We start from the raw sequence: 13,408 nt of genomic DNA, 5'->3' as shown, positions 1-13,408 counted from the left end.
TGGTGCTTGAAGCAGAGCCTGCGTGTTGTGCAAAAGGTGATACCACTCTGACACTGTGGTGACGGTCGGTTGGGAAATGAGCATAGGGACACCCATGAAAAATACTGTATGTAAATACAGCATTCGGAATTTCTAGCCTTGTACAGCCACCACCAACCGGGCGCCGACGAGCGCGCCGAGAAAAGGCGCGTGTCGAAAAAAAATCGTGACAGGAAATCACTTATCCCCCTCCCGCCGACGCGCTTTGCCTCGCGAAATAGTGCAAACCAGCGGTGGGGTGCAATGCCTGCTGCAGGCCCCGCCGTCTGTGGGCTCTCGCAAGGTGGCCGCCATTTCACACTGTGAAAGGAAATGAAGGGTTGTGCAGCCGTGGTTGCACTATTCGGCGGGGGTAGTGGGGCGGGGCGGGTAGGCTGTAGGCCACGGAGTCCGTGAGGGAGCGGCGGAAAACCCCGAATCTGCCGGGTTTTTCATTTTGGACATGGTCATTTGAACTCGTGCAGAGCGCACCAGGTGCAGAACGCTGATGCGCCTGGAGCCCCCGAACGGTGGAGGGCCGGCGCTTCGTCAGCGTTGCACAGCGTTTCAGTCCTGCTCAGCTGCCACCAAGCGGAGGTGCGGGAGGTTGGCTTCCTTTTTGAGGCGCTGGAACTCCTTGGCGACGACTGGGGTTAGCAGGCGGTCCAGGGCGTGACGTAGCTGCACGGCCTGAGTTTCAGTCAGCCGCTTCACGGATCCGGTACGAGCACTTGCACACGCCACCTTCTCAGGTGAGATACCGATCGCGTCCATCGCGCCATCGATGTAGCCGTCCAGGTACTCGCGGCGCTTGAACAGGATCGAGCTCTCGGGCGCTTCCTGGTAGTCCCAGTGCACCTCCCATGCCTTGCCGGACTGGATGACTTCGATGACGGGCAGTGCCGCTTGGGTCGCTGGTTTGCGCATGCTGATGCTCTCGATCAATTCGCTACGCGGGGCAGTTTGAAGGATAGCTCCGGGGTGCCCCATGAAAGGTTTTTCAGGCTGACCCCGAAATCCCTGTCAGAACATGGATATCTGTCAGGAAATCGGCTGGAGGCCCCGTATTTACTGGGTTTTCGATCTGAAAACGAACTGGGAAATTCGTGGCAAATCTGACAGATCAAAATAAAAAGCCTTATAAATCAATGACTTGAGAAAACTAAATCTGACACGGTGGTTTTGTCAGGTTCTGACACCCCGCTGACACCTTTCTGACACTACATGAAAACGCTGTAGGCCTTGAGATAGAAGGGTTAGACAGAGGTAAGAATATCTATCTGACAAATCTGACAGGCTTTTTAGGGGTCAACCTAAATTTTGCTTTGCGTCGTGCAGGGGGGCGTTTCGTATGACGCGCATACACAGTGAGGGCCTGAGAAAACCGGCCTATCACACCGCGATGCTGTCTCTATTCGCCTTACTCAACTCAGCCTTTTTCACCCTGGGAGCATCGGTCAAGGTCAAAGTGAAGGTGTACTGAAAGAGTCCCGCACAGGTATCCGATAGCCTCACTGAGGTCATGCTGACCTGAGCTGCCATCGTGGGCATCAACAGCCGCGATAATCGCCCGCTGTGAACTGGTCAGACTTGACTCAGATGGAGCAAGCTCGTGGGCCATGGCGTTCCGCAAACGATTCAGACCGGTCACCGCTGGCCACAGGGAGTCCACGCTGCTCGCGTTTGGGTCAAGGGAACGAGACAGCAAGGCGATTTGCTTGAAGGTCAGCCGAGCTTCTTTAAGGTGTTCTGGATGCGGGACGGAGCGGCTGCAGTAGTCGCGGAGGATCTGCTCCAGCATCAGGTGGGCCTTCAACACCAGAGATTCTATATCCATCTCATCTGGGAAATGCTTGTCGACCAACCTTTGGTGCTTACCCACAAAACCGCTGAGCAGTGAAAAATCCTGATCTGCCATGATGGATTGATCCGCAGCAAGTTAGGGCCTTGTTACGCACGTTGTTGCGCAAAGGCCAAATAAAAAGGGCCTGCATCGCTGCAAGCCCTTAATTTATATGATGCCGGCACCAGGAATCGAGCCCGGGACCTAATTACAAGTCAGTTGCTCGGCCAGTGCGCTTGCATCGCTCCAGCTGGCTTACGCCACGATTACGCCGTAGGCGTAAAAAAAGCCTGTAGATCAAGGATCTACAGGCTTTATCTGGTGCCCCGAGGGAGACTCGAACTCCCACTCCTTTCGAAAACGGATTTTGAATCCGCCGCGTCTACCAATTCCGCCATCAGGGCTTGTGGCGCCGCAGTATAGAGAGGTCGCCCAAGGTGGTCAATCGGCTTTCATGGTCAATTTTCACGCATTGGGCTAAACTTCCCGGCCCTGTCGAACCCGAACATCATCATGCGCGTCGCCGATTTTTCTTTCGAACTCCCCGATTCCTTGATCGCCCGCCATCCACTGGCCGAGCGTCATGGCAGCCGCCTGCTGGTGCTCGATGGCCCCAGCGGCGAACTGGCCCACAAGCAGTTCACCGACCTGCTCGACTACCTGCGCCCCGGCGACCTGATGGTGTTCAACAACACCCGGGTGATTCCGGCGCGGCTGTTCGGCCAGAAAGCCTCCGGCGGCAAGCTGGAAGTGCTGGTCGAGCGCGTGCTCGACAGCCACCGCGTGCTGGCCCACGTGCGCGCCAGCAAGGCGCCGAAAGAAGGCACGCAGATCCTCATCGACGGCGGAGGCGAGGCCGAGATGGTCGCGCGCCACGACACGCTGTTCGAACTGCGCTTCAGCGAAGAGGTGCTGCCGCTGCTCGAGCGCGTCGGTCACATGCCGCTGCCGCCGTACATCGACCGTCCCGACGAGGGCGCCGACCGCGAGCGCTACCAGACCGTCTACGCCGAGCGCGCCGGCGCCGTGGCCGCGCCCACCGCCGGCCTGCATTTCGACGAAGAGTTGCTGGCGAAGATTGCCGCCAAGGGCGTCGAGCGCGCCTTCGTCACCCTGCATGTGGGCGCCGGCACCTTCCAGCCGGTGCGGGTCGACAAGATCGAAGACCACACCATGCATAAAGAGTGGCTCGAAGTGAGCCAGGACGTGGTCGACGCCGTGGCCGCGTGCCGCGCCCGTGGCGGCCGGGTGATCGCCGTGGGCACCACCAGCGTGCGTTCGCTGGAAAGCGCCGCGCGCGATGGCGAGCTCAAGGCCTTCAGTGGCGACACGGACATCTTCATCTTCCCGGGCCGGCCGTTCCATGTGGTCGATTGCCTGGTCACCAACTTCCACCTGCCGGAGTCCACGCTGCTGATGCTGGTCTCGGCCTTCGCCGGTTACCCCGAGACCATGGCCGCCTACGCGGCGGCGGTCGAGAACGGGTACCGTTTCTTCAGTTACGGTGATGCCATGTTCATCACCCGCAATCCGGCGCCACGCGGCCCAGAGGATCAAGCATGAGTCGCACCTGTCGAATGTCGTTCGAACTGCTGGCCACCGACGGCAAGGCCCGTCGTGGCCGGCTGACCTTCCCCCGTGGCACCGTCGAGACCCCGGCCTTCATGCCGGTGGGCACCTACGGCACGGTCAAGGGCATGCTGCCGCGTGACATCGAGGCCATCGGCGCCGAGATCATCCTCGGCAATACCTTCCACCTGTGGCTGCGCCCGGGCACCGAGGTCATCAAGAAACACAACGGCCTGCACGATTTCATGCAATGGAAAGGCCCTATCCTCACTGATTCCGGTGGTTTCCAGGTGTTCAGCCTGGGCGCCATGCGCAAGATCAAGGAGGAAGGCGTGACCTTCGCGTCGCCAGTGGACGGTTCCAAGGTGTTCATGGGCCCCGAGGAGTCCATGCAGGTCCAGCGCGACCTGGGTTCGGACATCGTGATGATCTTCGACGAGTGCACGCCGTACCCGGCCGAGCACGACGTGGCGCGCACCTCCATGGAGCTGTCGCTGCGCTGGGCCCAGCGCTCGAAGAACGCCCACGGCGACAACACCGCGGCACTGTTCGGCATCGTCCAGGGTGGCATGTACCAGGACCTGCGCATGCGCTCGCTGGAAGCACTGGTCAACATCGACTTCGACGGCCTGGCCATCGGCGGCCTGTCGGTGGGCGAGCCCAAGCACGAGATGATCAAGGTGCTGGACTACCTGCCCGCGCAAATGCCGGCTGACAAACCTCGTTACCTTATGGGGGTAGGCAAGCCGGAAGATCTTGTAGAGGGTGTGCGCCGCGGCGTCGACATGTTCGACTGCGTGATGCCCACGCGCAATGCGCGCAACGGCCATCTGTTCGTCGATACCGGGGTGATCAAGATCCGCAACGCGTTCCATCGCCACGATGAATCGCCGCTGGATCCGACCTGCGATTGCTATACCTGCACCAACTTCTCCCGCGCCTATCTGCACCACTTGGACAAGTGCGGCGAAATGTTGAGCAGCATGCTGAATACCATCCACAACTTGCGCCATTACCAGCGCTTGATGGCCGGTTTACGCGAGGCTATTCAACAGGGTAAATTGGCCGCCTTTGTCGACGCCTTCTACGCCAAGCGCGGGCTGCCTGTGCCGCCCTTGGACTGACTGTTCGCATCCATTATTAGAAAATATTCATTAGGAGTGCCCAATGAGCTTCTTGATTCCCGCCGCCTACGCGGACGCTGCAGCACCAGCCGCCGGCCCAGCCGGTACCGGCTTCGAGTGGATCTTCCTGGTTGGTTTCCTGGTCATCTTCTACCTGATGATCTGGCGCCCGCAGGCCAAGCGTGCCAAAGAACAGAAAAACCTGCTGAGCAACCTGCAAAAAGGTGACGAAGTAGTCACCACCGGTGGCATCGCCGGCAAGATCGTCAAGGTCGCCGACGACTTCGTGGTCCTGGAAGTGTCCGACAACGTCGAGCTGAAGTTCCAGAAGGGTGCCGTGGCGGCGACCCTGCCGAAAGGTACGCTCAAGGCTATCTGAGTTACCGGTTTTCTTTTCCAGTCGGGGCGCGCAAAGCGCCCCGCGTCTTGAACGGGCGGCGTGATGCTGAACAAATACCCTCTGTGGAAATACCTGCTGATCGTGGTGGTACTGGCGATCGGCTTCATTTATTCCGCACCCAACCTCTATCCGGATGATCCGGCGGTGCAGATCAGCGGCGCCAGCTCCGCCCTGCATGTCAGCCAGGCCGATCTCGATCGCGTGACCAAGGCCCTGACCGATGCCGGCATCACCGTCAAAGGCGGCAGCCTGGGCGAGAAGGGCAGTGCCCTGGTGCGCCTGACCAATCAGGAAGACCAGCTGCCGGCCAAGGATGTGGCGCGCAAGGCCCTCGGCGACGACTACGTCGTGGCCCTGAACCTGGCCCAGACCACCCCGCAGTGGCTGCGCAACCTGGGTGCCAGCCCGATGAAGCTGGGCCTGGACCTGTCCGGTGGTGTGCACTTCCTGCTGGAAGTGGACATGGACAAGGCCATGACCGCTCGCATGAAAGTCTACGAAGGCGAGGTCAAGACCTTGCTGCGCAAAGAGCGCGTCCGCTACCGCAGCCTGCCCCAGCAGGACGGCGGCATCATGCTGGGCTTCGCCGACGATGCTACCCGCGAACAGGCACGCAGCCTGATCCGCAAGAATTTCAATGATTTCGACCTGACCACCACCGAGCGCAACGAGCTCGCCGTGCTGCGTCTGGCGCTGACCCAGGCGAAAGTCGCCGAGATCCGCGAATACTCGATCAAGCAGAACCTGACCACCGTGCGCAACCGGGTCAACGAGCTGGGCGTGGCCGAGCCGCTGGTCCAGCGCCAGGGCGCCAACCGCATCGTGGTCGAGCTGCCGGGCGTGCAGGACACCGCCGAAGCCAAGCGTATCCTCGGCAAGACCGCCAACCTGGAGTTCCGCTTCGGTGCCGAGCCGGGTGCGTCCAAGGCCACCACCGAGGTGTTCGAGTTCCGCGAAGGCGGCCGCTCCGCCCCTGTAGAGCGCGGCCTGATCATCACCGGTGACCAGGTCACCGACGCCCAGGCCAGCTTCGACGAGCACGGTCGCCCGCAGGTGAACATTCGCCTAGACGGCCACGGCGGCGAGCTGATGAGCCGCGCCACCCGCAGCAACGTCGGGCGCAGCATGGCGGTGATCTTCATCGAGCAGAAGCCGGTCACCCGCTACCAGAAGCAGGTGGTCGACGGCGTCGAGAAAGAAGTCGCGGTGCAGACCTTCCAGGAAGAGAGGAAGATCATCAGCCTGGCGACCATCCAGTCGCCGCTGGGCAGCCAGTTCCGCATCACCGGCCTGAACGGCCAGGGCGAATCGTCCGAACTGGCCCTGCTGCTGCGTGCCGGTGGCCTGGCCGCGCCGATGTACTTCGCCGAAGAGCGCACCATTGGTCCGAGCTTGGGCGCCGACAACATCACCAAGGGTATCGATGCGTCCCTGTGGGGCATGCTGTTCGTCTCGCTGTTCATCATCGCCATCTACCGCGCCTTCGGCGTGCTGGCGACCATTGCCCTCGCAGGCAACATGGTCCTGCTGCTGGCGCTGATGTCGCTGCTGGGTGCCACCCTGACCCTGCCGGGCATCGCCGGTATCGTGCTGACCATGGGCATGGCGGTGGACGCCAACGTGCTGATCTTCTCGCGTATCCGCGAAGAGATCGCCGCCGGCATGTCGGTGCAGCGCGCCATCCACGAAGGTTTCAACCGCGCCTACTCGGCGATCGTCGACGCCAACCTGACCACCCTGCTGGTCGGTGGCATCCTGTTCGCCATGGGTACCGGCCCGGTCAAGGGCTTCGCGGTCACCATGTCCCTCGGGATTTTCACCTCGATGTTCACCGCCGTCATGGTGACCCGCGCACTGGTCAACCTGACCTGTGGCGGGCGTGACATCAAGAAGCTGTGGGTTTGAGGGAGCTGCGATGAAAACCATCAACTTCATGGGCGTGCGCAATGTCGCGTTCGCCATTACCGTGCTCCTCACCGTGCTGGCGCTGTTCAGCTGGTGGCACAAGGGCCTGAACTTCGGCCTGGACTTCACCGGCGGTACGCTGATCGAGCTCACCTACGAGCGTCCGGCGGACCTGGAAAAGGTCCGTACCGAACTGGTCGGTTCCGGCTTCCACGATGCCGTGGTGCAGAGCTTCGGCGCCACCACCGACCTGCTGGTGCGCATGCCGGGCGATGACCCGCAGTTGGGCAACCGCGTGGCCGAGGCGCTGCAGAAGATCGGCGGCGACAACCCGGCCACGGTCAAGCGCGTCGAGTTCGTCGGCCCGCAGGTGGGCGAGGAACTGCGTGACCAGGGTGGCCTCGGCATGCTCCTGGCCCTGGGCGGGATCCTCATCTACCTGGCGTTCCGCTTTCAGTGGAAGTTCGCCGTGGGCGCGATCATCTCGCTGGTCCACGACGTGGTGGTCACCCTGGGTATCCTGTCGTTCTTCCAGATCACCTTCGACCTGACGGTGCTGGCGGCGGTGCTGGCGATCATCGGCTACTCGCTCAACGACACCATCGTCGTGTTCGACCGGGTGCGCGAGAACTTCCGCGTGCTGCGCAAGGCCTCGCTGATCGAGAACATCAACATCTCGACCACCCAGACCCTGCTGCGGACCGTCGCCACCTCGGTGTCGACCTTGCTGGCCATCGCCGCGCTGCTGTTCTTCGGCGGCGACAACCTGTTCGGCTTCTCCCTGGCGCTGTTCATCGGTGTCATGGCGGGTACCTACTCGTCGATCTACATCGCCAACGTGGTGCTGATCTGGCTGAACCTGAGCAGCGAAGACCTGATCCCGCCGGTCAAGACCGAGGGTGTGGACGACCGTCCGTAAGGCTTGTTCCGCGCCATTCGGCGCAAAGAGAGGCGCGAGTGTTGAACTCGCGCCTTTTTTTTTGCTCCAAGGCAGGGAGAAGGCGGGCCGGAGTCCGCGGGTACGATCAGGAGGTTCACGTGAACAAGTCAATGCTGGTGGGTGCGGTTCTGGGTGCTGTCGGTGTGACTGCCGGAGGTGCTGTGGCGACCTACAGCTTGGTGAACAAGGGGCCTGAGTACGCCCAGGTCACCGACGTGCAGCCGATCAAGCAGCAAGTGAAAACGCCGCGTGAGGTCTGCAAGGATGTCACCGTGACGCGCCAGGCGCCGGTCAAGGACCAGCACCAGATTGCCGGTACGGTGGTCGGCGCCATCGCCGGTGGCCTGCTGGGCAACCAGATCGGTGGCGGTACCGGCAAGAAGATTGCCACCGTGGCCGGTGCGGTCGGTGGCGGCTATGCCGGCAACAAGGTGCAGGAAGGCATGCAGGAGCGTGATACCTACACCACCACGCAAACCCGTTGCAACACGGTCAACGACATCAGCGAGAAGGTGGTTGGCTACAACGTGACCTATTCCATCGGCGACCAGGTGGGCAAGGTGAAGATGGACCACGAGCCGGGCTCAACCATCCCGCTGGACAAGAATGGCAAGCTGGTCTTGAGCCAGAACCAGCCAGGTCAGTAAACCTTTCGCAGGCCGCTCCCACAGAAGGCGTCGATCGCAGATACAAAAAAAAGCACCCCGAGGGGTGCTTTTTTGTGCTCGCAATCAGCGCTTAGCGCTTCATGTGCTCTGGCAGGTGCGGCTGGATGGCGGTCAGCACGGCCTTGAAGCACTTGATGTTGCCCGCGACGATGTGGCCCTTCTCGAGGAAGTCGTGGCCACCGTTGAAGTCGCTCACCAGGCCACCGGCTTCCTGGATCAGCAGCACGCCCGCGGCCATGTCCCACTCGGACAGGCCCGACTCCCAGAAGGCGTCGAAGCGGCCGGCGGCGACGTAGGCCAGGTCCAGGCTGGCGGAGCCGGCGCGGCGAATGCCGGCGGTCTGGCCGGTCAGGGCGCGGAACATGCCCAGGTAGTTGTCCAGGTCGGCCATCTGGTTGTCACGGAACGGGAAGCCGGTGCCCAGCAGTGCGCCTTCCAGGCTGGTGCGCGAGCTGACGCGCAGGCGGCGGCCATTGAGCTGGGCGCCACGGCCACGGCTGGCGGTGAATTCTTCCTGGCGAACCGGGTCGACGATCACGGCGTGCTCGAGGCGGCCTCGGTATTTGCAGGCGATGCTGACGGCGAAGTGCGGAACGCCACGCAGGAAGTTGGTGGTGCCGTCCAGCGGATCGATGATCCACAGGTAATCCTTGCCTTCTTCGCCGGTGCCGGCGTGCAGACCAGTCTCTTCGCCCTGGATCGAGTGGTTCGGGTAGGCCTTGCGCAGGGCCTCGACGATGACCTTCTCGGCGGCGCGGTCAACCTCGGACACGTAGTCCTTGGCCTGCTTTTCGTCGACTTTGATGCTATCCAGGCGTTCGATGGAGCGGAAAATCAGTTCACTGGCGCTGCGAGCGGCGCGCAGGGCGATATTCAGCATAGGCTGCATGGGAAGGTCACCTGGAGATGTTAAAGAGGAAAGCCGATCATTCTAGCAGAAATCTTTCACGACAGAAGTGTCACATTTGCTTTCATGGCGTTACGCTGGTCGGTTCTGTAAGATCGAACCCTCCTGTTTCCGCATCCGAGAGCACGACACCTTGCTGCAAAATATTCGTGTTGTTCTGGTCAATACCAGCCACCCCGGCAACATCGGCGGCGCTGCGCGAGCCATGAAAAACATGGGCTTGTCGCGTCTGGTGCTGGTGCAGCCAAAAGAGTTTCCGGCCGCGGACGCCAGTGCCCGCGCCTCGGGCGCCGACGACGTGCTGGACAACGCCCAGGTGGTCGACAGCCTCGAGCAGGCACTGGTCGGCTGCAGCCTGGTCATGGGTACCAGCGCCCGTGAGCGCAGCATCCCCTGGCCGCTGATCGACCCGCGCGAATGCGGGGCCAAGGCCGTGGCCCAGGCCATGGGCGGCGAAGAGATCGCCCTGGTGTTCGGGCGCGAGCACGCCGGCCTGACCAACGAAGAACTGCAGCGATGTCACTTCCACGTGCACATTCCCTCGAACCCCGACTTCAGCTCGCTGAATCTGGCCGCCGCCGTCCAGGTGCTCTCCTATGAGGTGCGCATGGCCTGGCTGGCAGGGCAGGGCAGTGCGGCGAAGGTCGAGAAGGTCGACGCCAGCGAGCTGGCGACCATGGACGAAATGGAGCTGTTCTACGACCACCTGGAAAAGACCCTGGTGGACATCGGCTTCCTCGATCCCGAGAAACCCAAGCACCTGATGGCGCGCCTGCGCCGGCTGTATGGGCGAAGCTCGGTGGAGCGTCCGGAAATGAGCATTTTGCGCGGCATCCTTACCGAGACCCAGAAGGTCGCACGGGGCGAGCCGCATAAACGGAAGGACTGACAGATGTTCGAACGTCTGCGTGAAGATATCCAGAGCGTTTTCCATCGTGACCCGGCGGCGCGCAACGCCTTCGAGGTCCTGACCTGCTACCCGGGGATGCACGCCATCTGGCTGCATCGGCTGGGCAATGCCCTGTGGCGACGCGACTTCAAGTGGCTGGCGCGGCTGGTGTCGAACTTCGGTCGCTGGATGACCGGCATCGAGATTCACCCAGGTGCGACCATCGGCCGGCGCTTCTTCATCGACCACGGCATGGGCATCGTCATCGGCGAGACCGCCGAGATCGGCGACGACGTGACCCTGTACCAGGGTGTCACCCTCGGCGGCACCAGCTGGAACAAGGGCAAGCGTCACCCGACCCTGGAAAACGGCGTGGTGGTCGGTGCCGGGGCCAAGGTGCTGGGCCCGTTCACCGTCGGCGCCGGGGCCAAGATCGGCTCCAACGCCGTGGTCACCAAGGCAGTGCCGGCGGGCGCCACGGCGGTGGGCATTCCGGGGCGGATCATCGTCAAGACCGAGGATGACGCCGTCGAGGCCAAGCGCAAGGCCATGGCCGAGAAGATCGGCTTCGATGCCTACGGTGTCAGCGGCGACATGCCGGACCCGGTGGCCCGCGCCATCGGCCAGATGCTCGACCACCTGCAGGCCGTCGACGAGCGCCTGGAGGGCATGTGCGGCGCGCTGACCCGGATGGGCAGTGACTACTGTGCCAAGGAGCTGCCGGCTCTGCCCGACGACGACTTCGCCGCGGCCTGCGCCGAACTCAAGCAGGGCGACACTCAGTCGCATTGATTGCGCCGGACCGACACAAGGGGCGTGTGCTTGCGCCCCTTGTCTGCTACACTCGCGCCCGCCTCCCGCATGCATACCCGACTAAAGCACTAGGTCTAATAGTTGACTTAAATGCTCGGGAATCGCATACTCGCACACATCCTGTAACTCCCGTGGTACCCATACGCCATGCGACTGACTACCAAAGGCCGATACGCCGTGACCGCCATGCTCGACCTGGCGTTGCACGCGCAGCAGGGGCCGGTGTCTTTGGCCGACATTTCCGAGCGCCAGGGCATTTCCCTCTCTTATCTGGAACAGCTGTTCGCCAAGCTGCGCCGCAGCAGCCTGGTATCCAGCGTTCGCGGTCCGGGCGGCGGCTACCAGCTGTCGCGGGGCATGGAAACCATCCAGGTGGCCCAGGTCATCGACGCGGTCAACGAATCGGTCGATGCCACCCGTTGCCAGGGGCTGGGGGACTGCCACGCCGGTGATACCTGCCTGACTCACCACCTGTGGTGCGACCTGAGCCAGCAGATCCATGAATTCCTCAGTGGCATCAGCCTGGCCGACCTCGTCATGCGCCGCGAGGTGCAGGAAGTCGCCCAGCGCCAGGACCTGCGCCGTGTCGCAGGCCGAGTTGCCCAGTTGGACAAGATTGAGACGTCCGCCGTCGACTGAAACCACAGCGACGAGCGACGCCACCGCCTGATAGGAGATACTCAATGAAGTTGCCGATCTACCTCGATTACTCCGCGACCACGCCGGTCGATCCCCGTGTCGCCCAGAAGATGGCCGAGTGCCTGCTGGTTGACGGGAACTTCGGCAACCCGGCCTCGCGCTCCCACGTGTTCGGCTGGAAGGCCGAGGAAGCAGTCGAGAACGGCCGCCGCCAGGTCGCCGAACTGATCAACGCCGACCCGCGCGAGATCGTCTGGACCAGCGGTGCCACCGAGTCCGACAACCTCGCCCTGAAAGGCGTGGCGCACTTCTATCAGACCAAGGGCAAGCACATCATCACCTCCAAGATCGAGCACAAGGCGGTCCTGGACACCGCTCGCCAGCTCGAGCGTGAAGGTTTCGAAGTCACCTACCTCGAGCCTGGCGAAGACGGCATCGTCACCCCAGCCATGGTCGAGGCCGTGCTGCGCGACGACACCATCCTGGTCTCGCTGATGCACGTGAACAACGAAGTCGGCTCGATCAACGACATCGCCGCCATCGGTGAACTGACCCGCTCGCGCGGCGTCTTGTTCCACGTCGATGCCGCCCAATCGGCCGGCCGTGTCGAGATCGACCTGCAGAAGCTCAAGGTCGACCTGATGTCGTTCTCCGCGCACAAGGTGTATGGCCCGAAAGGCATCGGCGCGCTGTACGTCAGCCGCAAGCCGCGTGTGCGCCTGGAAGCCATCATCCACGGCGGTGGCCATGAGCGCGGCATGCGTTCGGGCACCCTGCCGACCCACCAGATCGTCGGCATGGGCGAAGCCTTCGCCATCGCCAAGCAGGAAATGGCCGCTGAAAACGTGCGCATCAAGGCCCTGAGCGACCGCTTCTTCAAGCAGGTCTCGGACCTCGAAGAGCTGTACGTCAACGGCAGCCAGACCCAGCGCGTGCCGCACAACCTGAACCTGAGCTTCAACTACGTCGAGGGCGAGTCGCTGCTGATGTCGCTGAAGGACATCGCCGTTTCGTCCGGTTCGGCCTGCACCTCCGCTTCGCTCGAGCCGTCCTACGTCCTGCGCGCCCTGGGCCGCAATGACGAACTGGCGCACAGCTCGATCCGCTTCTCCTTCGGTCGCTTCACCACCGAGGAAGAAGTCGACTACGCCGCGCAGAAGGTTTGCGAAGCCGTGAACAAGCTGCGTGAATTGTCGCCGCTGTGGGATATGTACAAAGACGGCGTCGACATCTCCAAGATCGAGTGGGCCGCCCACTAAGCAGTCGCCGGCAAGAGCGGCTCCCTGATGAGGAAGGAATTGCACCATGGCATACAGTGAAAAGGTCATCGACCACTACGAAAACCCGCGCAACGTCGGCAAGATGAACGCCGACGATCCGGATGTCGGCACCGGCATGGTTGGCGCCCCGGCCTGCGGCGACGTGATGCGCCTGCAGATCAAGGTCAACGAGCAGGGTGTCATCGAAGACGCCAAGTTCAAGACCTACGGTTGCGGTTCGGCCATCGCCTCCAGCTCCCTCGCCACCGAGTGGATGAAGGGCAAGACCCTGGACGAGGCCGAAACCATCAAGAACACCCAGCTGGCTGAAGAGCTGGCACTGCCGCCGGTCAAGATCCACTGCTCCGTGCTCGCCGAAGATGCCATCAAGGCAGCTGTTCGCGATTACAAGCAGAAGAAAGGCTTGATCTAAG

The 13,408-nt window shown here is 62.2% G+C and carries 14 protein-coding genes and 1 tRNA gene; 11 read left to right on the top strand and 4 right to left on the bottom strand.

Annotated elements, in window-relative coordinates; translation table 11 throughout:
* Positions 1–585: 585 nt before the first annotated feature.
* From AC25M7_RS13925 to AC25M7_RS13915, 3 genes are all read right to left on the bottom strand, one after another.
* Entirely contained in the window at positions 586–945 is a 360-nt protein-coding gene (locus tag AC25M7_RS13925) for a hypothetical protein (RefSeq protein WP_486971151.1), read from the bottom strand.
* A 502-nt stretch (positions 946–1,447) separates the two neighbouring features.
* Positions 1,448–1,936: a hypothetical protein gene (locus AC25M7_RS13920; protein ID WP_486971150.1), complete on the bottom strand. Its 489-nt coding sequence runs from the start codon at positions 1,934–1,936 to the stop codon at positions 1,448–1,450.
* A 244-nt stretch (positions 1,937–2,180) separates the two neighbouring features.
* Positions 2,181–2,265: transfer RNA gene (locus AC25M7_RS13915), tRNA-Leu, on the bottom strand.
* Between the two features lie 109 nt (positions 2,266–2,374).
* Between AC25M7_RS13915 and queA the strand changes: the two genes are divergently transcribed.
* The 6 genes from queA (at position 2,375) to AC25M7_RS13885 (ending at position 8,446) form a co-directional block, all read left to right on the top strand.
* Positions 2,375–3,424, top strand: a complete 1,050-nt coding sequence (queA, locus tag AC25M7_RS13910; protein WP_028689579.1) for a tRNA preQ1(34) S-adenosylmethionine ribosyltransferase-isomerase QueA — start codon at positions 2,375–2,377, stop codon at positions 3,422–3,424.
* 14 nt (positions 3,425–3,438) lie between these two features.
* A complete protein-coding gene (tgt, locus tag AC25M7_RS13905) occupies positions 3,439–4,554 on the top strand; it encodes a tRNA guanosine(34) transglycosylase Tgt (RefSeq protein WP_023629281.1) in 1,116 nt (371 codons plus the stop codon).
* Positions 4,555–4,597: 43 nt separating this feature from the next.
* Positions 4,598–4,933, top strand: a complete 336-nt coding sequence (yajC, locus tag AC25M7_RS13900) for a preprotein translocase subunit YajC (RefSeq protein WP_050704350.1) — start codon at positions 4,598–4,600, stop codon at positions 4,931–4,933.
* 63 nt (positions 4,934–4,996) lie between these two features.
* Entirely contained in the window at positions 4,997–6,859 is a 1,863-nt protein-coding gene (secD, locus tag AC25M7_RS13895) for a protein translocase subunit SecD (protein ID WP_486971149.1), read from the top strand.
* Between the two features lie 10 nt (positions 6,860–6,869).
* Positions 6,870–7,778: a protein translocase subunit SecF gene (gene secF / locus AC25M7_RS13890; protein ID WP_028689583.1), complete on the top strand. Its 909-nt coding sequence runs from the start codon at positions 6,870–6,872 to the stop codon at positions 7,776–7,778.
* 119 nt (positions 7,779–7,897) lie between these two features.
* Positions 7,898–8,446, top strand: a complete 549-nt coding sequence (locus AC25M7_RS13885; RefSeq protein WP_028689584.1) for a glycine zipper 2TM domain-containing protein — start codon at positions 7,898–7,900, stop codon at positions 8,444–8,446.
* 91 nt (positions 8,447–8,537) lie between these two features.
* Here AC25M7_RS13885 and suhB read toward each other — a convergent pair whose 3' ends face one another.
* Positions 8,538–9,356 (bottom strand): type III secretion system regulator SuhB, encoded by an 819-nt coding sequence (suhB, locus tag AC25M7_RS13880; RefSeq protein WP_028689585.1) that lies wholly within the window; start codon positions 9,354–9,356, stop codon positions 8,538–8,540.
* A 151-nt stretch (positions 9,357–9,507) separates the two neighbouring features.
* Here suhB and trmJ point away from each other — a divergent pair, with 151 nt between their 5' ends.
* The 5 genes from trmJ (at position 9,508) to iscU (ending at position 13,407) form a co-directional block, all read left to right on the top strand.
* Complete coding sequence (trmJ, locus tag AC25M7_RS13875; protein ID WP_062364557.1) at positions 9,508–10,263, top strand: tRNA (cytosine(32)/uridine(32)-2'-O)-methyltransferase TrmJ; 756 nt, start codon at positions 9,508–9,510, stop codon at positions 10,261–10,263.
* A 3-nt stretch (positions 10,264–10,266) separates the two neighbouring features.
* Positions 10,267–11,055 carry a serine O-acetyltransferase gene (gene cysE, locus AC25M7_RS13870; RefSeq protein ID WP_028689587.1) on the top strand — a complete coding sequence of 263 codons (789 nt, stop codon included), beginning with the start codon at positions 10,267–10,269 and terminating at the stop codon, positions 11,053–11,055.
* Between the two features lie 168 nt (positions 11,056–11,223).
* Positions 11,224–11,715, top strand: coding sequence for a Fe-S cluster assembly transcriptional regulator IscR (gene iscR, locus AC25M7_RS13865; protein WP_028689588.1), 492 nt, complete (start codon positions 11,224–11,226; stop codon positions 11,713–11,715).
* 44 nt (positions 11,716–11,759) lie between these two features.
* Positions 11,760–12,974: an IscS subfamily cysteine desulfurase gene (locus AC25M7_RS13860; RefSeq protein WP_046854251.1), complete on the top strand. Its 1,215-nt coding sequence runs from the start codon at positions 11,760–11,762 to the stop codon at positions 12,972–12,974.
* A gap of 46 nt (positions 12,975–13,020) precedes the next feature.
* Positions 13,021–13,407, top strand: coding sequence for a Fe-S cluster assembly scaffold IscU (gene iscU / locus AC25M7_RS13855; RefSeq protein WP_011532337.1), 387 nt, complete (start codon positions 13,021–13,023; stop codon positions 13,405–13,407).
* The last annotated feature ends 1 nt before the right edge of the window (position 13,408 follow it).

It is taken from the genome of Pseudomonas sp. P106(2024), assembly GCF_057480815.1.
Note: the sequence above shows the minus strand (reverse complement) of the source record. Positions and strands in the feature narration are given on the sequence as shown.